Below are 19,804 nucleotides of genomic sequence, written 5' to 3'. Positions count from 1 at the left end.
TTTTCCGAAAAAGCAATAGTGGTTTTCCGAAACAACTTATTTCGGTATTCCAAAATTACCAAAAATTATGGATAATAAATAGGTAATTAAGATTGAAATGGGGTAATATTATCATGCAAATAATTGAGAGAAAAAGATGAGTAAATGGATATATAGTATTTTCATAGCCTACCTACTCCTAGGTATTTATGTGCTCGTAGTGGCAATGCGAATCCCTTTACTTGGTATTTCAGTGGACACAACTAGCCAAAAACCAGTCATAACTGAGTTCTATTACTCAACATGGGCACAGCAAAATAACATTGAAAAAGGCGATTTGTTACTGACAATTGATGGCATTCCTGCAGAAAATGTTCGTTCAATCCAACTCGATTCTATCGTTAGAAGTGCTAAGGAACTAACGTTTATGAAGACTAATGGTGATTTTCATTCGGTTAAAGTTAAGCATAAAGATAATCCGGAAGAATTTTATTTGCAAATTATTTTTCCGCTGTTTTATTTTGTCCTATCTTTAGGTGTTGCCATCTATTTATGGCAAAGAAATAAAGATAATCAACTAACTAGTCTACTAACATTATTTTTATTAACTTGTTCTTTGACCTATATAAGTTGCGGGGCATCGAGTAGAGGAAATTTAATTGGAGAAGCAGTAATAAGTATTGGTATCGTATTATGCATATTACTTTTTATTCACTTTTTACAATTTTACTTCCGATACCTACATCTAGAATGGCCGTACCTCAATACCAAACAGCTTTATTTTTTACTACTATTTATACCTTGCTGTAATTTCATAATGAGAATTAATTCTGATTTTCGGGTAATTACAGCATTAATTTATTTAGCGATATTTGCTGTTCTTGTTCTCTATGCCATCTATATTTTACTAACGAGTTATTTACGAACTAAACTGGCAAAAATCCGTCTGATCACCATTGCATTTATTACGCCTTTTTTGCCATTTTTACTATTTTTCGTTATACCCGAAATTTTAGGTCAAAACCCTATTTTACATGCTGAGGTAGCTGCATTATTTTTATTGTTTATTCCTTTTTCTTTTATTTTCATTCAAGTGAACGAACGATTATTCGATATTGAATATCAATTATCTCGTTTGCGCTATTATTCAACACTTGCTTTTTTTAGTGCATTAATCTTAACTACAGGCATTACCATATTGGTTATAGATACATTATCGATTATTCAAATTACGAGCGTCTTTATCCTTATATTCCTCGTTATCATTGCTAGCTTTTATATAAAGGAGCAGCTTGATTTTAAGTATCGAAAGATTATTTTTTCATCTACTGGTAATTATGTACATAATTTATATGCTGCCGTTAATCGTATGGGTAAGGCAAAAGATCAGCAAGAATTACTGGAGCAATTCAAATATGAGATAACAGAAAAGCTTGGTACTACAGCTTTTACGATTACAACACTTACGGAAGATGTGCCCATCTCTCGCGGTGAAGTCAACATAGTGAATAACATGACGCACCTGTTATTACATGATTCAGGTGAAGAGAAAATCATGTTAATCATTCGACATGCATTACAAAAAGAAGAGCTTCTTTGGTTAGAGTTACTTGCGCTCTATGTTTCAATGTTTATTGATAATTTAAAGCTCATTGAAGATTTAATAAGTGAAATAAGGCTTATGAAGGATAGCAATGATACCCAGCTTCCTTGGCTCGATAAATTATTATGGAATATCATTGAAAAGGAAAAAAGTATTTTAGCGCAAGAATTACATGACACTATATTACAGGAACAACTTCATTTAGGGAGAGAGTTAGATGTAATTGCTAGTTCGCCTATTATCAAAAAAGACAAGGTATTAGATATTCGAGAGCAATTGCTAAATGCATCGAAGGATTTACGTGAGTATTGTGAGAATCTAAGCCCTCCATTACTGGATACATTTGGGCTTCAAATCGCCTTAAAAAAACTGATTCAAAAGGTAAAAATACGTGCCGATTTTTTATTAAACGCCCAAATAGAACGCGTCCAATTTCAGGATGCAACCTTACATTTAGTCGTCTATCGACTTGTGCAGGAGCTTTTAAATAATGCGATTAAGCATGCTGAGGCAACTGAAGTATCACTAAAACTACAAGTGATCAATTGCGGCTTTATCCTACAATACGAAGATAATGGTATTGGCTGCGATATTGAAGATTTAATGCAATCTTCCGCTTCAATGGGTATTAACGGGATTCGAGAACGAGTCCGTGCTTTTAATGGCGACATCACGATAACTTCCAGTCATAATGAAGGAATGCAAATTTTTATTCAAATACAAGAGGACGTGGAATCATATGATTGATATTCTTATTGTAGATGACCATCCTGTCGTTTTAGATGGTACAAAAACATTATTACAGGATTTAACAAATGTACAGATAGACACAGAGCAGGATAGTGCCGCTGTTCTGTCTAGAATGGACGCTCAAGCTTTTCGATTATTTTTAATCGATATAAATATGAAGCCAGTAAACGGTATCCAGCTTTCGGAAATGATTAAGAAAAAGCAACCAGAAGCACTCATTATACTCTACACAGGCTATGAGCTTTCCGATTATTACGAATTACTTATTGAAAAAAAGGTCGATGGATTATTATCAAAGCTTGCCACGAAACAGCAAGTTATTCAAACCATTGAAGCCGCACTAAGAGGCGAGATCCTGCTAGCAGCTGATTTTTTAGATTTTGTACAGCAGCGCATCAATTTACCAAATACGCAGCAAGAGATTTTACTAAGCGACAAGGAGCAAGAAATATTACAGCTTGTCGCACAAGGTTGTACGAATAAAGCAATTGCTTCAGCCATTGGGGTCACGCAGCGCACCGTTGAAAACTATTTATCCAAACTTTTTGTCAAACTAAACGTAGAATCACGCGCTGAGGCAGTCATTGTCGCTAAAGAGAAGGCATGGATCAACTAATTATGTTGAAAATAGATTTAATGTAAATTTTTTCTTACAAAAAGCGGAATATACTGGATAAATATCTGGTACTGTTATATAATAAAAACAATAATTACATTACTTCATCTTAACCGTTAAAATCACGTATTCAAACGTAATACGAGCTTTTGAATACGTGATTTTTTTCAAGCGATCGAAGCAATATGATTGTTTAATTTTTTTGGGAGGTTGTTCACATGACACAAGGTACAGTAAAATGGTTTAACGCGGAAAAAGGTTTTGGCTTTATCGAAGTAGAAGGTGGAAATGATGTATTCGTACACTTCTCTGCCATTCAATCAGATGGCTTTAAAACTTTAGAAGAAGGCCAAAAAGTAGAATTTGGCGTAGAAGAAGGTAACCGCGGACCACAAGCAACTAATGTTGTAAAGCTTTAATTTCAGCTTTAGAATAAACAGTGCAAAATTCAAGAGACATCCAAATTATGGATGTCTCTTTTTTACGGTTATTTTATTTGTACAGCTTCAGATTTTGAAATAGTCAACGTTCCAATATAAAACGGAAAACAAGAGCATTGCAGAAAGAATTAGTCCTTGTACGGGTGCAGGCATATCTCCCTGATAAGTAATCGGATATACACTAACAAAGATAAAAGTGAATAGCGCTGTATAAGGTAGCCACAAAATTGTTGTCCAATAGACCAATCGACAATGCGCTATCCACTTAAATGAAGCTAATATAACACAATAGTTGCTACAACAAAACCAACTCCATGTACAAGTAATGTGATCATATCGAAATATTGACCTTCCCACCCTGTGAGACTCACAATGCTTAATAATTTACTTGCATTTCATGAGAAATACAGAACATTAGCCCATTCAACATGTTCACTACATTTCATTTAAGAAAATAATTCATTTACAACATCCTTACGCGTAAGAATGTAAACCTGCAATGACTAAATTTACAAATACTTGATTAAACACGATAATGCCAAAGCCAATAATCGCTAACCAAGCTGTCCTTTCCCCTTCCCACCCTTTGGAAAGACGGAAATGAAGGAACGCTGCATAAAATAAAAATGTAATAAGTGCCCACACTTCTTTAGGGTCCCAGCCCCAATACCTACTCCAAGCAATTTGCGCCCAAATCATGGCAAACAAAAGTCCACCTAAAGCAAACAACGGAAAACCTATCACAACAGCTCGATATGTAATTTCATCCATTAATGTTGGTTGTACACGATTTGTTAATGGCTTTAATAAAACAATTAACGGTTTTCTCGTAATGAGGATAATCACTGCATATAAAATTGTACCGACGATAAATGCCCATACGATTGAATTTAATTTCTTCGCATCTATCTTATTTGTAATCTGTATAAGGCCGACCTGATCCCCACTAGTTGTTACTGCATCTTTATTGACAATTAGCGGTGTCATCGTATAAACGGCTGTTTCCACCTTATCTAGCTTATTTTCAAATTGAACCTCGACTTTATCTACCGCTATGTCAAAATATGTGGCAACAACTATAAAGCCAATCACAACAACTAAATAATACAGAACAATTTCTAAGAATAGTGTACTTAGCGAGAATTTAGAAACATCTAATGTTCTTAATAAATAAATAATACCGGTTGCGAACGAAATCGATAAAATAGCACTTGAAAATGCAACTGTCATAACATGAATCGTTAACCAATTGCTTTGCAGTGATGGAACAAGTGGTGAAACCGTTTTTGTAAAAACGCTTCCATAACCGAGAATAATTAATGACACAGGGATGGTAAACAAACCGACAACAATTTGCTTATATAAAAAATGAATGATTAAATAGCTACCAGTTAGCATGATACCAAAGAACGTCATAAACTCATACATATTACTTACAGGTGCATGATCAACAGCAATCCACCTTAATATGAAATACACTAGTTGTAAAGCAAAAGCAATATATGTAAGTAGAAGCCCGACTTTCCCAAACATCTTTCCTTTTGATTTCACGGCAAGTCCAATCGGTATAATAGCGATCAGTAGTAAAATAAATGCCACGAACAATGAATTACTACTTAAACTTAATAATGATTCTTTACTCAATGCAACATCCTCCAATGTATTTTTTGGGAAACCGCATAATTACTCCCAATAAAAATAACGTGATTCATTAAAATAAGTGCCATCATTCCCCTTTAAATAATATTACTTCTCGGAATTGTTACAATTTTGTGGCGTAAAACATCAGAAAAGACGTCCTCATATCAAAAAACCATCTATACAATCCGATAGATGGAGAATTACAAAAGTTGGCATCATTCTACCTACATCTTACTAAAAATTGAAATAATAGTCTATTTCTTTTTAGGTTAATATGTGACAATAAATATGCGCAAATGTTACATAACGTTATGTGAGACAAGTGGAGGTATACCATGAAACAAAATATATATGACCATCCGGAATTTTTCCATCAATATAAAAAGCTCCGTCAAGCACCCTATAACTACAATAACTTACTTGAACAACCAGCGTTAAAATCCTTACTTCCTAATTTAACTAATTTACAGATACTTGATATTGGCTGTGGAATGGGACAATTTGCATACTATTGTATAGAAAATAACGCACAGCATGTAACAGCTATTGATGTTTCAGAACATATGCTGGCAATCGCTCAATGTGAACATGCTCATCCGCATATAGACTATTATTTGCGAGCGATAGAAGATTATCAGGCAGCTCCTGACAGCTTTGATTGTATAACAAGCTCTCTTTCCTTACATTATATAAAGGATTTTAGTGCAGTCATTGGTAAAATCGCTAGAATGCTTCGTCCTGGTAGCATTTTTATTTTTTCTGTAGAGCATCCGATTGTTACTGCTCGTAAAACAACGGAGGATAATTGGCTTTATGATGACAGCGGCAATAGCAGCCATTACGCAATTGATAATTACCATGATGAAGGTTTGCGTGAGCGGACATGGCTTGTGGATGGTGTTGTTAAATATCACCGTAGCATTTCTACAATCATCAATACATTGATCGAACATAACTTGACGATAGAAAAAATGCTAGAGCCGATTCCTGATTCAGAGGCTGTTGAAAAACTGCCTTCCTTAGAAAAAGAGCATCGTAGACCTTCCTTTTTATTAATAAGAGCAAGAAAATAACTTTTCAAGTCTCGTAGCCGAAACTCTACTGCGAGACTTGCCTTTGTCTATTCTTTACTTAAATTTCACAAAAATAATTTCTGGGTCACCATCATCTAAGTTTTCAATATACCCACTTTTTATAAATCCCGCCATTTCAAATACCTTATGCATACTAGTATTTGATTGGTTAGTAGAAGAAAAGATTTTGGGAGTGGCTGCCATTTCTACATAAAAGTTTAATAATGTTGTGGCAATGCCCTTTCTTCTCTCAGTTGGTTTGATAATAACTAATGAGATGAAGCTATTGTCAAAAAAATCATTTGTAAAAATGAGAAAACCCGCAATACCTTTTTCAGTTTGTTGAATGATACATCGTTTTTCGTTAATAGCTGTACGCAAATAGTCCCTTCGCGAAAAATCTCCAATTACTTCTTGATCAATTGCACATATTTCATCGATATGCTCTATACGTGCTTCCAGCAAGTTTTTCATTCTGCCACCTCATTTCTTTTATAGACGAGAAATTTAAAAAAAATTAAGTAGATTCCTTCCTCTTACAACTACAGCATTTCTAATCAAGCGTTTCTCTACTATTTTTACTTAAGTAATAACTCATCACTTTAATCTCAGCCCTAAACCCCTTTGCCAGCCTTCCTTCATCGACAAATCCGCACTTTTTATAAAGTGACTGTGCAGCAGTATTCGGCAAATTAACCCCTAACACAAGCTCATTGATATAAGGAAAATGCATCAAAACAAAGTCCGGCAAAAGTTGTAATGCTACTTTCGCATAGCCTTTCCCTTGTTCATAAAAGTCTGTCGAAAAGGCACGGATTAAAATCGCCTGTTCGTTAGAGGAATATGGCTTGACACCCTCATGTTCATGCAATACAAAGAATGTCACGAGCCTGTCTTCATCTAATACAAGAACGGCATGACGATTTTTATCCTGCTTCACTAGTTCAATGCTCTCTTTCGGAGACATCGTATAGCGAAGCTGCTCCTCTGTAATCGTATATCGTTCAACTAAATGATCATCTTTTTCTTCATAAAATTTTAATCTCATCAAAGCTCTCCTTTTCATCTTTAATCCTAGTAATCTATCTCATTAATCTTCCCCTATGGATCAAAAATACGCCCTTAGTACGGTTTTAAATTGTTCTTGGCAGAGTTTACTTTAAATAAATTACAAATATAATGTATTCTAACATGATTTACATTTTTATTGTGGAGTAGATGTAAATTTTGGAATTATTAGAGAGGGCTTCAAAGCGTAAAGAAACTGCCATGCTCGAATTAGAACTACCAGAAAAATGGAATACAATTGGTCAAGCTTATGTTGTCGGCGCTACAGCGTATGATTTACTAGTGGATCAAGATATCGATATCGAAACATTTTGTGTTTGTCCGAATGCAGCGGAAGCCATGTCGATATTAGCGGACTTAACTGGCAATCCGAAGGTTTTAGAATTAATGTATCGTAATTATTTGGAAACACCATCTCATGGTTACTATTTTAAAATACAAAGCATGCCGCATTAGAAATTTGGAATATTGATATGTAGCTGTTTTCTGAAACACGAAAAGGTCCTCTATCAAGGGATTTAATATCGTTAATGAACGACTTCTTAACAATAGAGAGTCGAAAGTATATTTTAAATATTAAAGAAGAACTACTAAAGAAATCCATAGTACTTCCTTCGATTTACGTATATGAGGCAGTGTTAGATTACGATATTCGGTGCATAGACGATTTTCTAAATTGGATGGAGAAACAAGATGTAGATAGCCAAACCCATTGGCGCCCTTCAAGAAAGCTATAATTAATAGATTCCTCACCAAAAAGTTAGAGATAACATTTATTAAAAAGTTTTTTGTATATACGCTGATTAGAGTGAAGACTGGGCTACTCCTTGGTGAACAGATCGCAGCGTCAGCAACAATGTTTTGTCTGTGCGAAAGCGCAGCGTCAGCAACAAAGCGCCCAGTTGGAGCGGAAATCAACTCCACATTATGGAGATAAGCATTTAAAAACAATTGTTTCTACTAATTACCAAAAATGCTACTATAATGATATCTAAACTAAAGGAGTTGGGCATATGAGCGCAGAGATTGCAGTAGATGTTTTGTTATACACCAAATAACCCAAGGGATGTAACCTCTAACTGCAGCCCTTGAACAAGGGAGAAAACAAATGGAAAATTATTTTAATAAATTTCTTACAGGACAATCTATTACTTTACAGCAAATGACTTCTTCCGACTTGGAGGCATTTGTAAAAATCGAAAGTGAAAAAAATACGTTGTTACTTGCCAATGACGATATTCCCTTTCCAAACACCTTTGAGGATCATGCTTCATTCTTTCAAAGTATTAGTGGAAAAAAAGAGGAGTTTATTTTCGGTATATTCGAAAAGTCGTCAAATGAGCTTATCGGCTCCTGTGGCGTCTTTGGAATCAACTGGAAAAATAGTACTTGCTTTGTAGGTATCTCAATTGGCGAACAATGGCACGGCAAAGGACTTGGAACCGATGCCATGAAAACGCTTATTCATTTTATTTTTAATTATATTTCCATTAATAAAATTAAGCTTCAAGTTTTCAGCTTTAATAAAGGAGCTATTCGTTCCTATGAAAAATGTGGCTTTACAAAAGAAGGTTCTTTACGCAATGAGATTTTCCGCTTCGGTCAATTTCATGATGTAGTTTTATTTGGTCTATTACGAGAAGATTGGAATCAAATAGGATAAGCAATTTTCCCCAGTTGTTGGAAATACTTCGCTTTCTCGATAAATCATATAAAGTTTTCGGTAAATTAGGATATTTCTCGATAAAATGAACCAAGGGGCTGTCAGAAGACAACCCCTTCTTCTATTCTTCCCAAATTCTTTGAACATCACTTAACACGAAATGCTGAAATGTTAGTTGATACACATCAGGCATTGAAAGTTTTTTCCAAAATGCGTGATCATAATGCACATCCAAATATTGCATCATTAAGACTATAATATTGCCATGTGTACCAATCACTATATTGTCATTTGGATGTGTAAGTATAATTTTTTGCAAGGTGGTAATAGCTCGTTCCTTTACAATTTCATTGGATTCTCCACCTTCAAATGCGAAATTCGGATGACTCCATACTTGATGAATGGCAGCGTTCGTTTTTATCTGTAATTTACATTTTTGTGCGATGCCCTCCACCGTCTGAATGGCTCTTTTATATGGACTTGAATATATCGTATGAATATTTTATCTAGTAACACGATCCCTATCAACAAACCCTTTACTAGAAAGCGATCGATCGACCTCATCAGCGTTATAGTGAGAACGCGCGGTCTAACAAAATATAGTACAGTCATTGTAGTTCCTTCTATTTTTCTTCAGATTTTGCCTTCTTTTCTTTTATATAATTGTATAGGTCAACCTTCCACATACCATCCTCTCTTAATAAGGCATATGTCTTGCCATAGTGCGAGCTTCCAAAAATTATCTCTAATTGAACAATTGCTATACTTTCAGTGCTAGAATCTTTATTCAAAGAAATACTATCGTAGTATCTGTACATTAAATAATTTTGAATATCTTCATCTAAAAAATAATCTATATACTCTGCTATAAAGGTATCTTTATCTGGTAGCTCATTGTTATTGTAGGTAATTGCATAGAGTTTATCGAAATTATGCTCAAATATTAAATTCATCATAATTAACACGATTTCCTCTGGTGTAAAAGTCTTTAGACTATTAATATTTCCTTTCTTCAAGAAGTCTTCATATAAAGCTCTTTTTTCCTCCGGCAATTTCTCTAAATATGTAAAATCATAATGCTTATCGATAGTTGGAAGCGTTTGTTTTGATTCTTCCACGTGTTGAACCGAATGGTTAGTAACCACTGTTGATTCTGAAGATTCTCCTGCTTTTGTTTTCTCTTCTGAACATGCTAATAGCATTAAATTAGTAACGATCATAATGCTTAATAATGGCAATCTTAACTTCAACACTATAAACCTCCCCTATCATAGCAATTATGCAAACTCTATTCACCCATCATTCCATTTATTTCGAAAATTCTCAACATTATTAACCAACATGAAATCTCCTCAATAACAAACAACAAAGAAGTTTATTTGATAAATTGTGACAAGATACGAAATGCATTAAAATTTCAATAGATATCGACATAGTTTTTAATAGTAAAAAAGGAGCAAATCTATTAAATTTCAACCTTTGCCTATTCTTGAATACGGCCAAAAAAAAACGCTAATATTCTAATGTAATAGGTAACAAAATATATAATTAATACAATAAAAGGTAATTAGTGCAGACTAAAATACCTGTTGTTGGAATTTCTTATTTTTCAACTATATAATTATGAATATATTTTTCTATGACTAAATTACGAATTTCTCAACCTATACACAATGTGACATATTTTTCGTTTTAGGTGAGATACAATGAAAAAGTTGAATCGAGGTCAATGTATTTCAAGAATATGAAGAAAAAATTATAGGGGGAAAAGATTTTGGTTAAGATATCGTTTAAACAATTCTTGAAGATGGAGATTGAAAATAAAAGGAAAGATATGTATAAAAAGGCGTTGGATTTAGGTTTTACCCATCCTAGCGTGGTAGATTGTAGTCAAGAATTAGATGTCCTACTAAATAAATATTCAAAAGCGATCAATAAAGCTAGCTAAAACTATTTCCGATGATCTGTATAGTAGGTTCCGGTTTAAAAAACACACCAATTCCATTGTTGTTGTAAAGATACGTATAAATAACATAAAAATGGGATATCTTCTTTATGACAGGAAAAAGGAGGCCGAAAAATGCAGATGTTTTTTTTATCATTGGTCGTTTCAAGCTTTTTACTACAGCAGCCTCAAGATTCAGTAGAAAATTCAGCACCGATTCTTTGCAAACCTTCTGGAACTACATCTTATAAATATCCTAATAATCAATATCAGACATTTCGTACTAAGAATGATTTTTACCATCATTTAGACAGGATAATCTATGAGGAATATAACGATGCTACCTTAAACATTCGTCAAAAAATAGCCTTTAAGGACGTACCGAAGGCTGAAGAAACATTTCATCTAAAAACAAATTTTATACGTAAAAAAATAGACCTCTCTCAACATACTTTTATTCATCCCAATCGACAAGTATATTTTTTAGCATCCTTTAAGCAAAATAATCAGGAGACTTATCATAAATACCTGGTCATTGACGCTGAGACACAAACTATCCTTTTAGGAGAAAGTAATTATCAAAAGAACAGCGCCAATTAAATCTATTTCGTTTGTTGTTTAATTTATTGTATGCTTGAAAATTGATTAATAGTAGCAAAATCTAAGAAAAAATCTACATTTTTAAGTAAATTTTACAAAAACAAATATCACAACATTTATTTCATTTTTTTAGCTCACCTTTAGAGGGTTATGACTTCCCTCTAAAGGTGAGCTAAATTGTTTAATACCCTTTATAAGATTATGCTTTTTGCTGTATTTCTCGCTTTATTTTCTCTATAAACTGTTGCAATGGTTTTTCAATTAATGCTTGCTGACCATATTTACGAACAGTGACATGTTGACGATCCATTTCTTAATCACCAAGCACTAAAATATAAGATATTTTTTTCATTTGAGCTTCACGAATTTTTTACCAAGCTTTTCTTGTCGATCGTCAATACTTACACGGATTTTTTTGTTCATTTTGTAAATCATTCTTGATGTGTATCTGCAACCTTAATTTCTTTTACTTGTTGAGGTGCAAGCTACGCTGCCAAAATGCTCAATTAATATTCTTTTTGTGCATTAATTATGATTCTACACCCAACTATGTACTTGCTGCATATTCTACTTTTAGTAGGAACGTTGCAACGATGAGCACTGTCTGTGTTCAAGCGAAGGTATGTATCAAAGAGCTCATCTTATTTCCATCCCCTCATTCTCTATACTAAGTTTTCATCCACTTCGTACTTCTAAAGTCTCATTGTGAGACTGCCACTTAATGTGAATGGTTGGGGCAGCATCCTTTTTAAATATTTTTGCACTTTCTTTTTTCTTTAAAATTAATTGTTTATCCTTATTTACCTGGTAGTCAATATAATTTTGTGATTCTTTAGACCCTTCTATCGTTATTTCTAAACCACCTAAATCTCCCTCTTCCCCAAGATAGAAAAGTTGTAAGCCCTCGTCAGTATTACTATGATATACGGCCTTCCAGTGCTCACTTTTCGCTATGTAATGGATCTCTTGTTGTTGATTCGTACTACAAGCAACTAACACAAACATTATTAAAATTAGGAAGCATAATTTTTTCATTAAATATCGATTTTCCTTTCTTTGAAAGTTATCCTATTAATATCAACTTCGATCTATCCTTCTTAATTTTTAGAAAAAGCTGTTATTCGGCTTGAATTATCATCAATGTATATCCCCCTTACATGAATTGTGTAAACCAAGCAATATATTTTGCTCCTGGTAGAAATAATAGCTGTGCCAAAAATGTGCCTAGCAGTCTTGATGCCATCATCATTACAGATGCTCGTTTAAGACTTAAGTAGCTGCCTCTTTGATTGATCACATCATCTGCCAAAATGGAAATCTTAGGGTCAATAAATATAATGAGTAACATCGTCGCTACACCATTAATAAGTCCCGATGACATCACAGCAGTATTCGATCTTTCAGGAACTAATAAAGAGGCGTAAAGTGCAGACAAGACACCAATTGTATAGATGGCTGTTATAACGACATTCACGATAAATAATTTAATGGGAATATTACGCCAGCTAATCTCCTTTAAGTATGAAAAGCTTGGCAAATGAATATGTTTTATTCCCCGTTTGATATACTCAATACTAAAACCCTTTTTGAATAATGCTGGAATGGAGCCTCTTTCCTCAGATAAATGTATAATAGCCCTTGAAAATATCGCTACAAATGTTGGCAATAGTAGAATACCTACCAATGTACCTAATGAAGCGGCGCCAATAAGAATACGGAATTGCTGTTCCACAAATTCCAATGTGGTTTCCTTTGGTGCTGTGTCAGTCAGACTTCCGGTAAAAGGTTGCTGCATCATGTTTGCTAGCCTTGAAAACATGACCATGACATTGAACAATGATAATGCAGAGGCTAATAATTTTACACGTGCACCCGATAATCGTACTGCATACGCAAGTGTCTCTATCGAGTGAATGATGAGAATAAACAAACCAATTATTATTAATTTATCTGTCAAAATATCCAAAACCTATTACCTTCTTTTCGGTTGATGATTGGTCGTCACTCTTATATTATTTTAGTAATTGTTTGATCCAATCTCGTACATATACTTCCCATTCTTCACGAGGAGTTGTCGCTGATAGAGAAAGCGATTGCAATTTTACTGGCATCATATGCATTTTACTTCTTAACTGCTCATTATCTTCTGACTCCTCGTCCATAAAAAGTAAATATCTCCCTTCTACAGGCTCTCTGTAAACCTTCGAGCACTCTCGCTTGTGGAATATAGTTTACCATCAATTTTAACTTCATAATGTCCCCTACTCCTATGTTGAATTCGGACATGCGTACCATCTATGCGTTGGATAGTCGCTTCAAACTCTAAAAGCTGCTCATCGTCCATCTGAATTCCAAAAATCCAATGATTCCTATGGGAACTTTTCACATCGGCATCATATGTATCGTACCTTATATTAAATTTGTTTGAGTCATCGCAACTTTCCTCTGTTAAATATGTTGCAATCAGTTCATCTAAGGCTTGTTCATCTAACTGATTGCCATAGGTTAAGAAAGCGATGTGCTTTTGAACCCCAGCAGCATATTTGTATAATTCCTCTTCAATATCTATCTCCCAAGGTTTTTCCTTATAGTAGAGTACCGAATACAACAAAGACACTCCTTCCTTTTAATATTCTACGAAATTAACTTGAATAGGTTTCATTATTACCCTACCAAACAGAAAAGCTATTCATCAGGTACTTTATTTCCTAACGAATAGCTTTTTTATTATTTAATGATTAATTGCAAAGTCATTATTCCAGCTAGTTGAATCAGATAGCTGATAGCTCACCATATTGGCCGTTACTACAAGAATCACACCTGCGCTGGATTTATCTGAAGAAACAGGGTCCTCTAATATTAATACAACATACCCCTCACCTCGTCCCAGAGAATCTATCGCATTTGTAGCGTTGATTTCAAAGGTTGTATACGTTTTCTCATTTGTAGCAGGGAGTAATCTTTCGTCCTTATAGACTCCATATTCCTTCAAATTATAACAAACAGGCATCCATCCTTTTGACCAATCAATACTGCCCATTATTTCTTTTTTACGATGTGTAAGTTTGCCTATTGAAAATGTAAAATATATCTTTATAATAGCTTGATCTAATTCATTTTTCCCTTCACATACAGCTGTTACTTCCAGTTTAATATCCCCGTTTGAACGCTCCCTAATAACCACTAAAGTCACAGTGAAAATACAAACAACAAGTACTATGCCGATGACGACAAACCCCATTTAGTCCCTCCTAACATTTCAATGAATGTTACTATTAGATTACCACGATTTAGTAGTAATGGTATTTTTTCATCAAACAATCTTATGAAATGACACGGGCATAAATGATAAGACATAAAACGAGTATATAGCTCATTAGCCATTCAAAGCTTTATCCCTCTTTAACGGTCCAGCGCACTTCCCCATAAAAGTTTTATGGAACCTGATCCTTTTCTTATATACGCTTTTTCTTTGATTCCCAACATCTTTACTCTATATTTCCCGCTTACTTTTGGAAGTATTCTCAACTATACTAAAGGGAATTCGTTTTTAAGGAGATTTATTTATGAAAACATCTATACCTTGTCCAGACTGTCAAGAAGCAATAACGCTTGAAGACTTTGAGGATTTTTCACCACCATTTACCATGGAATGTCCACATTGCCACGTCAAATTAAAAGAGACAAAAATAACCCCATTTCTATTAATTGGTACGATTGCAATCATTCCTTTATTTATTTTCTTAACAGAAACATTAAGATCTTTCCTATCAGGCGTAATCCCTGTTATCGAAAAAATACCTTCTTTTATCGTATTCCTTGGACTGTTATATCCGTTATATGGTTTATATGAGCGATTTAACGGACTTGTTATGTTTAATAAGGGCAATTTACAAATAAAAAAAGAAAGTGATAAGTGTTAAATTATAATAAAGTTTGATTAAAAATCACTCTAAACTCTTGATTTCACTGTATATAAAAAAGCCAACGTTTTTTAGATCCTTCTTATCCTAAAGCACCCCTTTAGCCATCCATGAAGCGCGAAAATAATCTCTTCACCACAGAAAATGAAAGATAATTAAGTTCTTTCATGGGAGTTTTATAAAAGAAGAACAGCGTCTGATTGTTTATCAGTTAATTTACACTTGACACCTCTTTTTGTTAACTGGTAAACTAATTTTGTTAACCGGTTAACAAAAAGACAAAAAGTTAGGTGATACATTATGAATCATATAGACAAAAAGACGGAAGCGTTGAATGCTTTGCAACAATTTATCAAAGAAAGAGAAGCCGTCCAAAAGAGGAAAAGCTTCAGTAAAAAAAATGAGGAAAACTCCATTGTTATGGATTGGACTCTCACTCAATTACATATTGTTTCAGCCATCAAGGCGCAGGGATCTGCGAATAATACATCCCTTTCGGAAACGTTAAACGTCTCCAAGCCAGCCATTACAAAGGCAATCAAAAAAATGCTAGAGAAGAACGTTATTGTCGAGACCAGACAGGAGACCAATCAAAAAGAAGTTCACTATCTCCTTACTGATTTAGGGAAACAACTTGCCTCTATCCACGATCAATTGCATGAGAAGGCAAGAAATCGATACCTGCGCCTATTAGATAGTTTCAATACCGACGAATTAGAAACCATTATAACTTTTTTAGAAATGATTACTGACAAACTTAAAGGTGATGACGTTCCATTTGGAAACTAAATATGCAAAATGTAACGCAAAAAAATCGTTTGTCTTATACGCCTTGAGTATTAGCACGTTTTTTGCTTCTTTAAGCCAGAACATCTATACACCGATTATTCCCCTTATTCGGGATTCGTTTGAAGTATCCATCAGCTGGGTGAATTTTACGGTCAGTAGCTTTATCTTTATTATTGCGGTGATCCAGATTGTTCTGGGAACTGTAGTTGAACATCAAAATAAAAAAAGATTATTGCTCATTAGTCTTCTTTTGATGGGCGTATCAGCAGTCTTTTGTGCTTACACCAACAGTTTTACGTTGTTTACGCTGTTCAGAATGATTCAGGCAATCGGGGCCGGGATAATCCCTTTAGTTGCAATCAGTATGATTGCACAGTTATTTGAAGGTGAAGCAAGAGGAAGTGCCATGGGAACGTATCAAATCCTGCTTACCCTTGCACCAGCCGTTTCACCTGTGGTTGGAGGTTTTATTGGAGAGTTTTTTGGTTATGAGGGAATTTTCCTTTTTCTTTTGATCATGGCGGTTTCCTTGCTGATGTTCATTGTTTATTTGCTGCCAAGTGAAAAACAGAATGAAACTGACGAAATACCGTCCAAAGGATTTATCCATGCATATAAGGCAGTCTTTTCCCATTACATTGGAACAAGTATTATGATCATTAGCTTTTTAGTGTTTTTCATCTATTTTGCTATTCTTGTCTATCTGCCTGTCTTGCTCCATGATCATTATCATGTATATTTACAGTTCATTGGATTATTATATTTACCTTTGACAGTCAGCATGATTGTCGGGAGTATGTTATTTAAAAGGTTGCAGAAAAAAATATCTCTAAATACTTTGTTTATCTCACTGTTAATTGTTATGCCTTTGCAGGTCATACTATTTGGTGTACTTCACACTCAATCACTTGTGGGGTTAAGCATTATCTTATTTGGTTATGGAATTATGGTTGGATTTTCCGCCCCCCTTTTCTCGACGCTTATTAGCAATGAGTACAGCGAGCACCGAGGAACAGCTTTAGGCGTTTTTAACTTCGTCCGTTATTCAGGTATGGCGCTTGGTGGAATGTCCCCCGCATTATATCATGTACTGCCTAGTTCTGCTTTATTTGTGCTGTTTGGTGTTTTACTGCTCTTGGTTTCCATACTACCTTATAAAAGATTTCAAAGCAGGAGTGCTTCATAAACAAGCAAAAAGCCCGATTGTTGAACACAAGTTAAATTACACTGTTGAAATAACCCGCACCTTTCGTTTAAGTACATTTCTTCACAATCTTTATATCGATTTTTATCAAACTTTATTACAAATTATCAATCTTTATTAAAAACAACCAATCTTTTTTATATAGCTTCAATAAGGTTACTGATCAAAACCTTAAAAAGCGCGAGAAATCAATTTTAGAAACGTTGATTTCTTGCGCTTTTCTAATTCTAACTAATTCAGGAAAGAAAACCTCCCTGATTATAGTTTCATTTTAGTTAGTAGCTTGTAACTCAGCTGTTAAAGTAAATGGCATTTTTAAATACTCATACTTAATCGTGATTTTTTTAATTTTAGGTGCCTCAACCTTCACCGCATAATGCTGTGGCTCCTTTCCGATGGCCTTGCGATCTATGTATTGACTTGGAAAAATGTTTACTTGTCTTAATTTATGATACGTAATATCCGGATTACCTACTAGCTTCGTTTCTGCTTCAAACGGTTCCGACTTACTCACGACGAGTTCAACATTTTCAGGCACTTTATTATTAATAAGTATTTGCCGAAGCTTTATGTCACGTAGTCCTTTATTCTCTATTTCTACGATTTTTGTAGTTGAAGCATCTGTAGAATTCGTATAACTATTCATGACAAGTGGTGGATTGCTTTTTAAATAAATAATAAAGGCCGCTCCCACTACTAGAACACTAAATAATAAAACAAATAATAATTTTTTCATTTCATTCCTCACTTTCTTACTCCCCATAAGTATAACGAGAAATCGTAGGTGATGAAACCTCGAAAATAAACAGTGAGGATTTTTCTTTACCAATCGACTTCTTCACGTACACAAAAAAAACAACCTGACTCATTATAAGCCAGAGTGCTTTACTAATCGTATTTCATCACGTATCGGAATCCCATCATTGCCGAGTAAAGGAATCTCAGGTTTATATGCTCTTGCTTGCTCGACTGCGTTTTGTATGATTTCGACTAACTGATAGCCTCTTTTTTGGTAAAATTTTAACGCGTGTAAATTATCATTTGTCGTAATGAGGGTAATCATTGTACAACCATGTTCGAATGCATGCTGTTCAACAGCTTGTACAAGCAATGAACCAATCCCCTTTCCCTCCACAATACTATCAAGGGAAATTATTTCACATTCTTTATCACGAATGATATACGTCACGAGACCTAACAGCATGTTTTGTGCATCTACATAGGCGAAGCCATCTAATTTACTACAGTCATATACCCCACTGGAAATGACCATTTCTGTACTTCCCCAATGCTCTTTAAAAAACTGTAACACATCATTTTGATGTAATTGCTGAATTGGAATTACTGTCATCTACTATTCTCCTAAATTGAAAAATTAAATACACTAGCAATGGCTTTTTGAACACCTAGAAATACTGCCCACGAAACAATTCCTAGTCCAATGGCAAACACGATATGGATCGATGATTTCATCGCCATATAAATAACAAATAGCATAAACATTGTAGCTGGTAGTCCAACGATTACACCAACCGTAAAGCGCTGAATATGTTCACTCGACTCACTTTGCACAGTAAGCCAAATGATACTTAAAATACTGACAAGTGGTAGGGCGGCAATAATACCGCCATAGGAAGGAAATCTTCTAGCAATCTCTGTAACAATACCGATCACGGCTGCCGAGCAAAGAATTTTTACGAATGTGTACATTATTTAGACACCTCGCTTAATAGACGAAATGCCTGTAAAATTATTTGCTGTTGTTCTTCTGAAAGCTGCTTTAGTGCATATTGTAGTTTTTCATCATCTAACTCTGTGTTTTTCTTTAAGATGTGAAGCCCTTCAGATGTAAGATGTAGATATACTTTGCGTTGATCTTCGATAGATCGCTCCTTTTTCACCCAGCCATTACGCTCTAGCTTTTTTATATGTTCTGACGCTGTGTTTTGAGAAATATTCAGCAACTCAGCAATATCACGGACAGTTACTTCACCCTCCTTGTGAATCATCTGTAAAATACGTACGCTTTGATGCGAAATAGACTCTTCATGCGTTGTATGTAGATGGTAATAAATTGATGTAAAATAGTTATTTAATTCTTTAATCATTAATTTTACTCCTTTTAATATATCGCTTAAACAGATTATATCGCAATATGCGATACATTTAAAGAGATATCCAAAATTTTATATTTTCAGTTTTTTTAATTTAGATTACATAGATTACCTAATTTTGTAAACCGTTTTAGGTAGATGATCGGAATAGCTGTAAAAAGAAAAATCAGAAGTGCATCGTTAGTGAACGTTTCCATAGCAACATAAAGACAGCTAGACAAAACGATATTACGGGAGACCCGAGGGAAAAAAATATTGTCTAAACTCGTGTTAAAGAGCTCTCCTTTGCGTAAGTTTTCAAAAGAGTTCGCCCCTAAATTAAACTGTACCCTATAAGATAGACACTTTGAAAAAAGTCTATCCTATAGGGTACTTTTGTTTATAATGAGAAAAAAG

The 19,804-nt window shown here is 34.4% G+C and carries 25 protein-coding genes; 11 read left to right on the top strand and 14 right to left on the bottom strand.

Annotated features, from left to right (window positions below; all coding sequences use genetic code 11):
* The first annotated feature begins 136 nt into the window (after positions 1-136).
* The 3 genes from C7Y47_RS06140 (at position 137) to C7Y47_RS06130 (ending at position 3,367) form a co-directional block, all read left to right on the top strand.
* Positions 137-2,329 carry a sensor histidine kinase gene (locus tag C7Y47_RS06140; protein ID WP_142507966.1) on the top strand — a complete coding sequence of 731 codons (2,193 nt, stop codon included), beginning with the start codon at positions 137-139 and terminating at the stop codon, positions 2,327-2,329.
* Entirely contained in the window at positions 2,322-2,948 is a 627-nt protein-coding gene (locus C7Y47_RS06135) for a response regulator transcription factor (protein WP_142507965.1), read from the top strand. The genes C7Y47_RS06140 and C7Y47_RS06135 overlap by 8 nt, the downstream gene beginning before the upstream one ends.
* Before the next feature lie 218 nt (positions 2,949-3,166).
* The gene (locus C7Y47_RS06130; protein ID WP_053592785.1) at positions 3,167-3,367 is read left to right on the top strand and encodes a cold-shock protein; all 201 of its coding nucleotides are present in this window, start codon (positions 3,167-3,169) and stop codon (positions 3,365-3,367) included.
* 495 nt (positions 3,368-3,862) lie between these two features.
* Here C7Y47_RS06130 and ccsB read toward each other — a convergent pair whose 3' ends face one another.
* On the bottom strand, positions 3,863-5,032 hold the full coding sequence (gene ccsB, locus C7Y47_RS06125; RefSeq protein WP_142507964.1) for a c-type cytochrome biogenesis protein CcsB: 1,170 nt from the start codon (positions 5,030-5,032) through the stop codon (positions 3,863-3,865).
* 332 nt (positions 5,033-5,364) lie between these two features.
* Here ccsB and C7Y47_RS06120 point away from each other — a divergent pair, with 332 nt between their 5' ends.
* Positions 5,365-6,102, top strand: coding sequence for a class I SAM-dependent methyltransferase (locus tag C7Y47_RS06120; RefSeq protein ID WP_142507963.1), 738 nt, complete (start codon positions 5,365-5,367; stop codon positions 6,100-6,102).
* 54 nt (positions 6,103-6,156) lie between these two features.
* On the opposite strand, the gene C7Y47_RS06115 is transcribed toward C7Y47_RS06120, so the two are convergent.
* Both C7Y47_RS06115 and C7Y47_RS06110 read right to left on the bottom strand, forming a co-directional pair.
* Positions 6,157-6,576, bottom strand: coding sequence for a GNAT family N-acetyltransferase (locus C7Y47_RS06115; RefSeq protein WP_142507962.1), 420 nt, complete (start codon positions 6,574-6,576; stop codon positions 6,157-6,159).
* A gap of 79 nt (positions 6,577-6,655) precedes the next feature.
* The gene (locus C7Y47_RS06110) at positions 6,656-7,150 is read right to left on the bottom strand and encodes a GNAT family N-acetyltransferase (RefSeq protein WP_142507961.1); all 495 of its coding nucleotides are present in this window, start codon (positions 7,148-7,150) and stop codon (positions 6,656-6,658) included.
* Between the two features lie 179 nt (positions 7,151-7,329).
* Between C7Y47_RS06110 and C7Y47_RS06105 the strand changes: the two genes are divergently transcribed.
* A complete protein-coding gene (locus tag C7Y47_RS06105; RefSeq protein ID WP_142507960.1) occupies positions 7,330-7,626 on the top strand; it encodes a hypothetical protein in 297 nt (98 codons plus the stop codon).
* 652 nt (positions 7,627-8,278) lie between these two features.
* Positions 8,279-8,833: a GNAT family N-acetyltransferase gene (locus C7Y47_RS06100; protein WP_142507959.1), complete on the top strand. Its 555-nt coding sequence runs from the start codon at positions 8,279-8,281 to the stop codon at positions 8,831-8,833.
* A gap of 121 nt (positions 8,834-8,954) precedes the next feature.
* Here C7Y47_RS06100 and C7Y47_RS06095 read toward each other — a convergent pair whose 3' ends face one another.
* A complete protein-coding gene (locus C7Y47_RS06095) occupies positions 8,955-9,287 on the bottom strand; it encodes a histidine phosphatase family protein (protein ID WP_436970097.1) in 333 nt (110 codons plus the stop codon).
* 169 nt (positions 9,288-9,456) lie between these two features.
* Complete coding sequence (locus C7Y47_RS06090) at positions 9,457-10,086, bottom strand: hypothetical protein (RefSeq protein ID WP_142507958.1); 630 nt, start codon at positions 10,084-10,086, stop codon at positions 9,457-9,459.
* Positions 10,087-10,640: 554 nt separating this feature from the next.
* Here C7Y47_RS06090 and C7Y47_RS06085 point away from each other — a divergent pair.
* Both C7Y47_RS06085 and C7Y47_RS06080 read left to right on the top strand, forming a co-directional pair.
* Positions 10,641-10,781 (top strand): aspartyl-phosphate phosphatase Spo0E family protein, encoded by a 141-nt coding sequence (locus tag C7Y47_RS06085; RefSeq protein ID WP_185903428.1) that lies wholly within the window; start codon positions 10,641-10,643, stop codon positions 10,779-10,781.
* 132 nt (positions 10,782-10,913) lie between these two features.
* Positions 10,914-11,378, top strand: a complete 465-nt coding sequence (locus tag C7Y47_RS06080; protein WP_142507956.1) for a hypothetical protein — start codon at positions 10,914-10,916, stop codon at positions 11,376-11,378.
* A 675-nt stretch (positions 11,379-12,053) separates the two neighbouring features.
* Here C7Y47_RS06080 and C7Y47_RS06075 read toward each other — a convergent pair.
* The 5 genes from C7Y47_RS06075 to C7Y47_RS06060 form a co-directional block, all read right to left on the bottom strand.
* The gene (locus tag C7Y47_RS06075) at positions 12,054-12,413 is read right to left on the bottom strand and encodes a hypothetical protein (protein ID WP_142507955.1); all 360 of its coding nucleotides are present in this window, start codon (positions 12,411-12,413) and stop codon (positions 12,054-12,056) included.
* Positions 12,414-12,531: 118 nt separating this feature from the next.
* Positions 12,532-13,344, bottom strand: coding sequence for a lipid II flippase Amj family protein (locus C7Y47_RS06070; protein ID WP_185903417.1), 813 nt, complete (start codon positions 13,342-13,344; stop codon positions 12,532-12,534).
* 46 nt (positions 13,345-13,390) lie between these two features.
* On the bottom strand, positions 13,391-13,540 hold the full coding sequence (locus C7Y47_RS24845) for a hypothetical protein (protein ID WP_185903416.1): 150 nt from the start codon (positions 13,538-13,540) through the stop codon (positions 13,391-13,393).
* 20 nt (positions 13,541-13,560) lie between these two features.
* Complete coding sequence (locus C7Y47_RS06065) at positions 13,561-13,986, bottom strand: hypothetical protein (protein ID WP_142507954.1); 426 nt, start codon at positions 13,984-13,986, stop codon at positions 13,561-13,563.
* A 123-nt stretch (positions 13,987-14,109) separates the two neighbouring features.
* Positions 14,110-14,619 (bottom strand): hypothetical protein, encoded by a 510-nt coding sequence (locus C7Y47_RS06060; protein WP_142507953.1) that lies wholly within the window; start codon positions 14,617-14,619, stop codon positions 14,110-14,112.
* Between the two features lie 325 nt (positions 14,620-14,944).
* Here C7Y47_RS06060 and C7Y47_RS06055 point away from each other — a divergent pair, with 325 nt between their 5' ends.
* From C7Y47_RS06055 to C7Y47_RS06045, 3 genes are all read left to right on the top strand, one after another.
* Entirely contained in the window at positions 14,945-15,301 is a 357-nt protein-coding gene (locus tag C7Y47_RS06055) for a hypothetical protein (protein WP_142507952.1), read from the top strand.
* A 300-nt stretch (positions 15,302-15,601) separates the two neighbouring features.
* Complete coding sequence (locus C7Y47_RS06050) at positions 15,602-16,090, top strand: MarR family transcriptional regulator (RefSeq protein ID WP_142507951.1); 489 nt, start codon at positions 15,602-15,604, stop codon at positions 16,088-16,090.
* Positions 16,080-17,276 carry an MFS transporter gene (locus C7Y47_RS06045; protein WP_255505037.1) on the top strand — a complete coding sequence of 399 codons (1,197 nt, stop codon included), beginning with the start codon at positions 16,080-16,082 and terminating at the stop codon, positions 17,274-17,276. Before C7Y47_RS06050 ends, C7Y47_RS06045 begins: the two co-directional genes overlap by 11 nt.
* Positions 17,277-17,565: 289 nt before the next feature.
* On the opposite strand, the gene C7Y47_RS06040 is transcribed toward C7Y47_RS06045, so the two are convergent.
* From C7Y47_RS06040 to C7Y47_RS06025, 4 genes are all read right to left on the bottom strand, one after another.
* Positions 17,566-18,030 (bottom strand): hypothetical protein, encoded by a 465-nt coding sequence (locus C7Y47_RS06040; protein WP_142507949.1) that lies wholly within the window; start codon positions 18,028-18,030, stop codon positions 17,566-17,568.
* A 132-nt stretch (positions 18,031-18,162) separates the two neighbouring features.
* A complete protein-coding gene (locus C7Y47_RS06035; RefSeq protein ID WP_142507948.1) occupies positions 18,163-18,645 on the bottom strand; it encodes a GNAT family N-acetyltransferase in 483 nt (160 codons plus the stop codon).
* Between the two features lie 11 nt (positions 18,646-18,656).
* Positions 18,657-19,004, bottom strand: a complete 348-nt coding sequence (locus tag C7Y47_RS06030) for a DUF3147 family protein (RefSeq protein ID WP_142507947.1) — start codon at positions 19,002-19,004, stop codon at positions 18,657-18,659.
* Positions 19,004-19,402, bottom strand: a complete 399-nt coding sequence (locus C7Y47_RS06025) for a MarR family winged helix-turn-helix transcriptional regulator (RefSeq protein ID WP_142507946.1) — start codon at positions 19,400-19,402, stop codon at positions 19,004-19,006. The genes C7Y47_RS06030 and C7Y47_RS06025 overlap by 1 nt, the downstream gene beginning before the upstream one ends.
* Positions 19,403-19,804 lie beyond the last annotated feature (402 nt).

Source organism: Lysinibacillus sphaericus (genome assembly GCF_006864135.1).
Taxonomy (GTDB): Bacteria; Bacillota; Bacilli; order Bacillales_A; family Planococcaceae; genus Lysinibacillus.
This window is presented reverse-complemented; position numbering and strand designations above follow the sequence as displayed.

What these genes read in the sequence shown, in the direction of transcription:
- C7Y47_RS06140 (WP_142507966.1), top strand. Translation starts at nt 137, where the DNA reads ATGAGTAAATGGATATATAGTATTTTCATAGCCTACCTACTCCTAGGT.
- C7Y47_RS06135 (WP_142507965.1), top strand. Translation starts at nt 2,322, where the DNA reads ATGATTGATATTCTTATTGTAGATGACCATCCTGTCGTTTTAGATGGT.
- C7Y47_RS06130 (WP_053592785.1), top strand. Translation starts at nt 3,167, where the DNA reads ATGACACAAGGTACAGTAAAATGGTTTAACGCGGAAAAAGGTTTTGGC.
- C7Y47_RS06120 (WP_142507963.1), top strand. Translation starts at nt 5,365, where the DNA reads ATGAAACAAAATATATATGACCATCCGGAATTTTTCCATCAATATAAA.
- C7Y47_RS06115 (WP_142507962.1), bottom strand. Translation starts at nt 6,576, where the DNA reads ATGAAAAACTTGCTGGAAGCACGTATAGAGCATATCGATGAAATATGT.
- C7Y47_RS06110 (WP_142507961.1), bottom strand. Translation starts at nt 7,150, where the DNA reads ATGAGATTAAAATTTTATGAAGAAAAAGATGATCATTTAGTTGAACGA.
- C7Y47_RS06100 (WP_142507959.1), top strand. Translation starts at nt 8,279, where the DNA reads ATGGAAAATTATTTTAATAAATTTCTTACAGGACAATCTATTACTTTA.
- C7Y47_RS06085 (WP_185903428.1), top strand. Translation starts at nt 10,641, where the DNA reads ATGGAGATTGAAAATAAAAGGAAAGATATGTATAAAAAGGCGTTGGAT.
- C7Y47_RS06080 (WP_142507956.1), top strand. Translation starts at nt 10,914, where the DNA reads ATGCAGATGTTTTTTTTATCATTGGTCGTTTCAAGCTTTTTACTACAG.
- C7Y47_RS06075 (WP_142507955.1), bottom strand. Translation starts at nt 12,413, where the DNA reads ATGAAAAAATTATGCTTCCTAATTTTAATAATGTTTGTGTTAGTTGCT.
- C7Y47_RS24845 (WP_185903416.1), bottom strand. Translation starts at nt 13,540, where the DNA reads ATGGACGAGGAGTCAGAAGATAATGAGCAGTTAAGAAGTAAAATGCAT.
- C7Y47_RS06060 (WP_142507953.1), bottom strand. Translation starts at nt 14,619, where the DNA reads ATGGGGTTTGTCGTCATCGGCATAGTACTTGTTGTTTGTATTTTCACT.
- C7Y47_RS06055 (WP_142507952.1), top strand. Translation starts at nt 14,945, where the DNA reads ATGAAAACATCTATACCTTGTCCAGACTGTCAAGAAGCAATAACGCTT.
- C7Y47_RS06050 (WP_142507951.1), top strand. Translation starts at nt 15,602, where the DNA reads ATGAATCATATAGACAAAAAGACGGAAGCGTTGAATGCTTTGCAACAA.
- C7Y47_RS06040 (WP_142507949.1), bottom strand. Translation starts at nt 18,030, where the DNA reads ATGAAAAAATTATTATTTGTTTTATTATTTAGTGTTCTAGTAGTGGGA.
- C7Y47_RS06035 (WP_142507948.1), bottom strand. Translation starts at nt 18,645, where the DNA reads ATGACAGTAATTCCAATTCAGCAATTACATCAAAATGATGTGTTACAG.
- C7Y47_RS06030 (WP_142507947.1), bottom strand. Translation starts at nt 19,004, where the DNA reads ATGTACACATTCGTAAAAATTCTTTGCTCGGCAGCCGTGATCGGTATT.
- C7Y47_RS06025 (WP_142507946.1), bottom strand. Translation starts at nt 19,402, where the DNA reads ATGATTAAAGAATTAAATAACTATTTTACATCAATTTATTACCATCTA.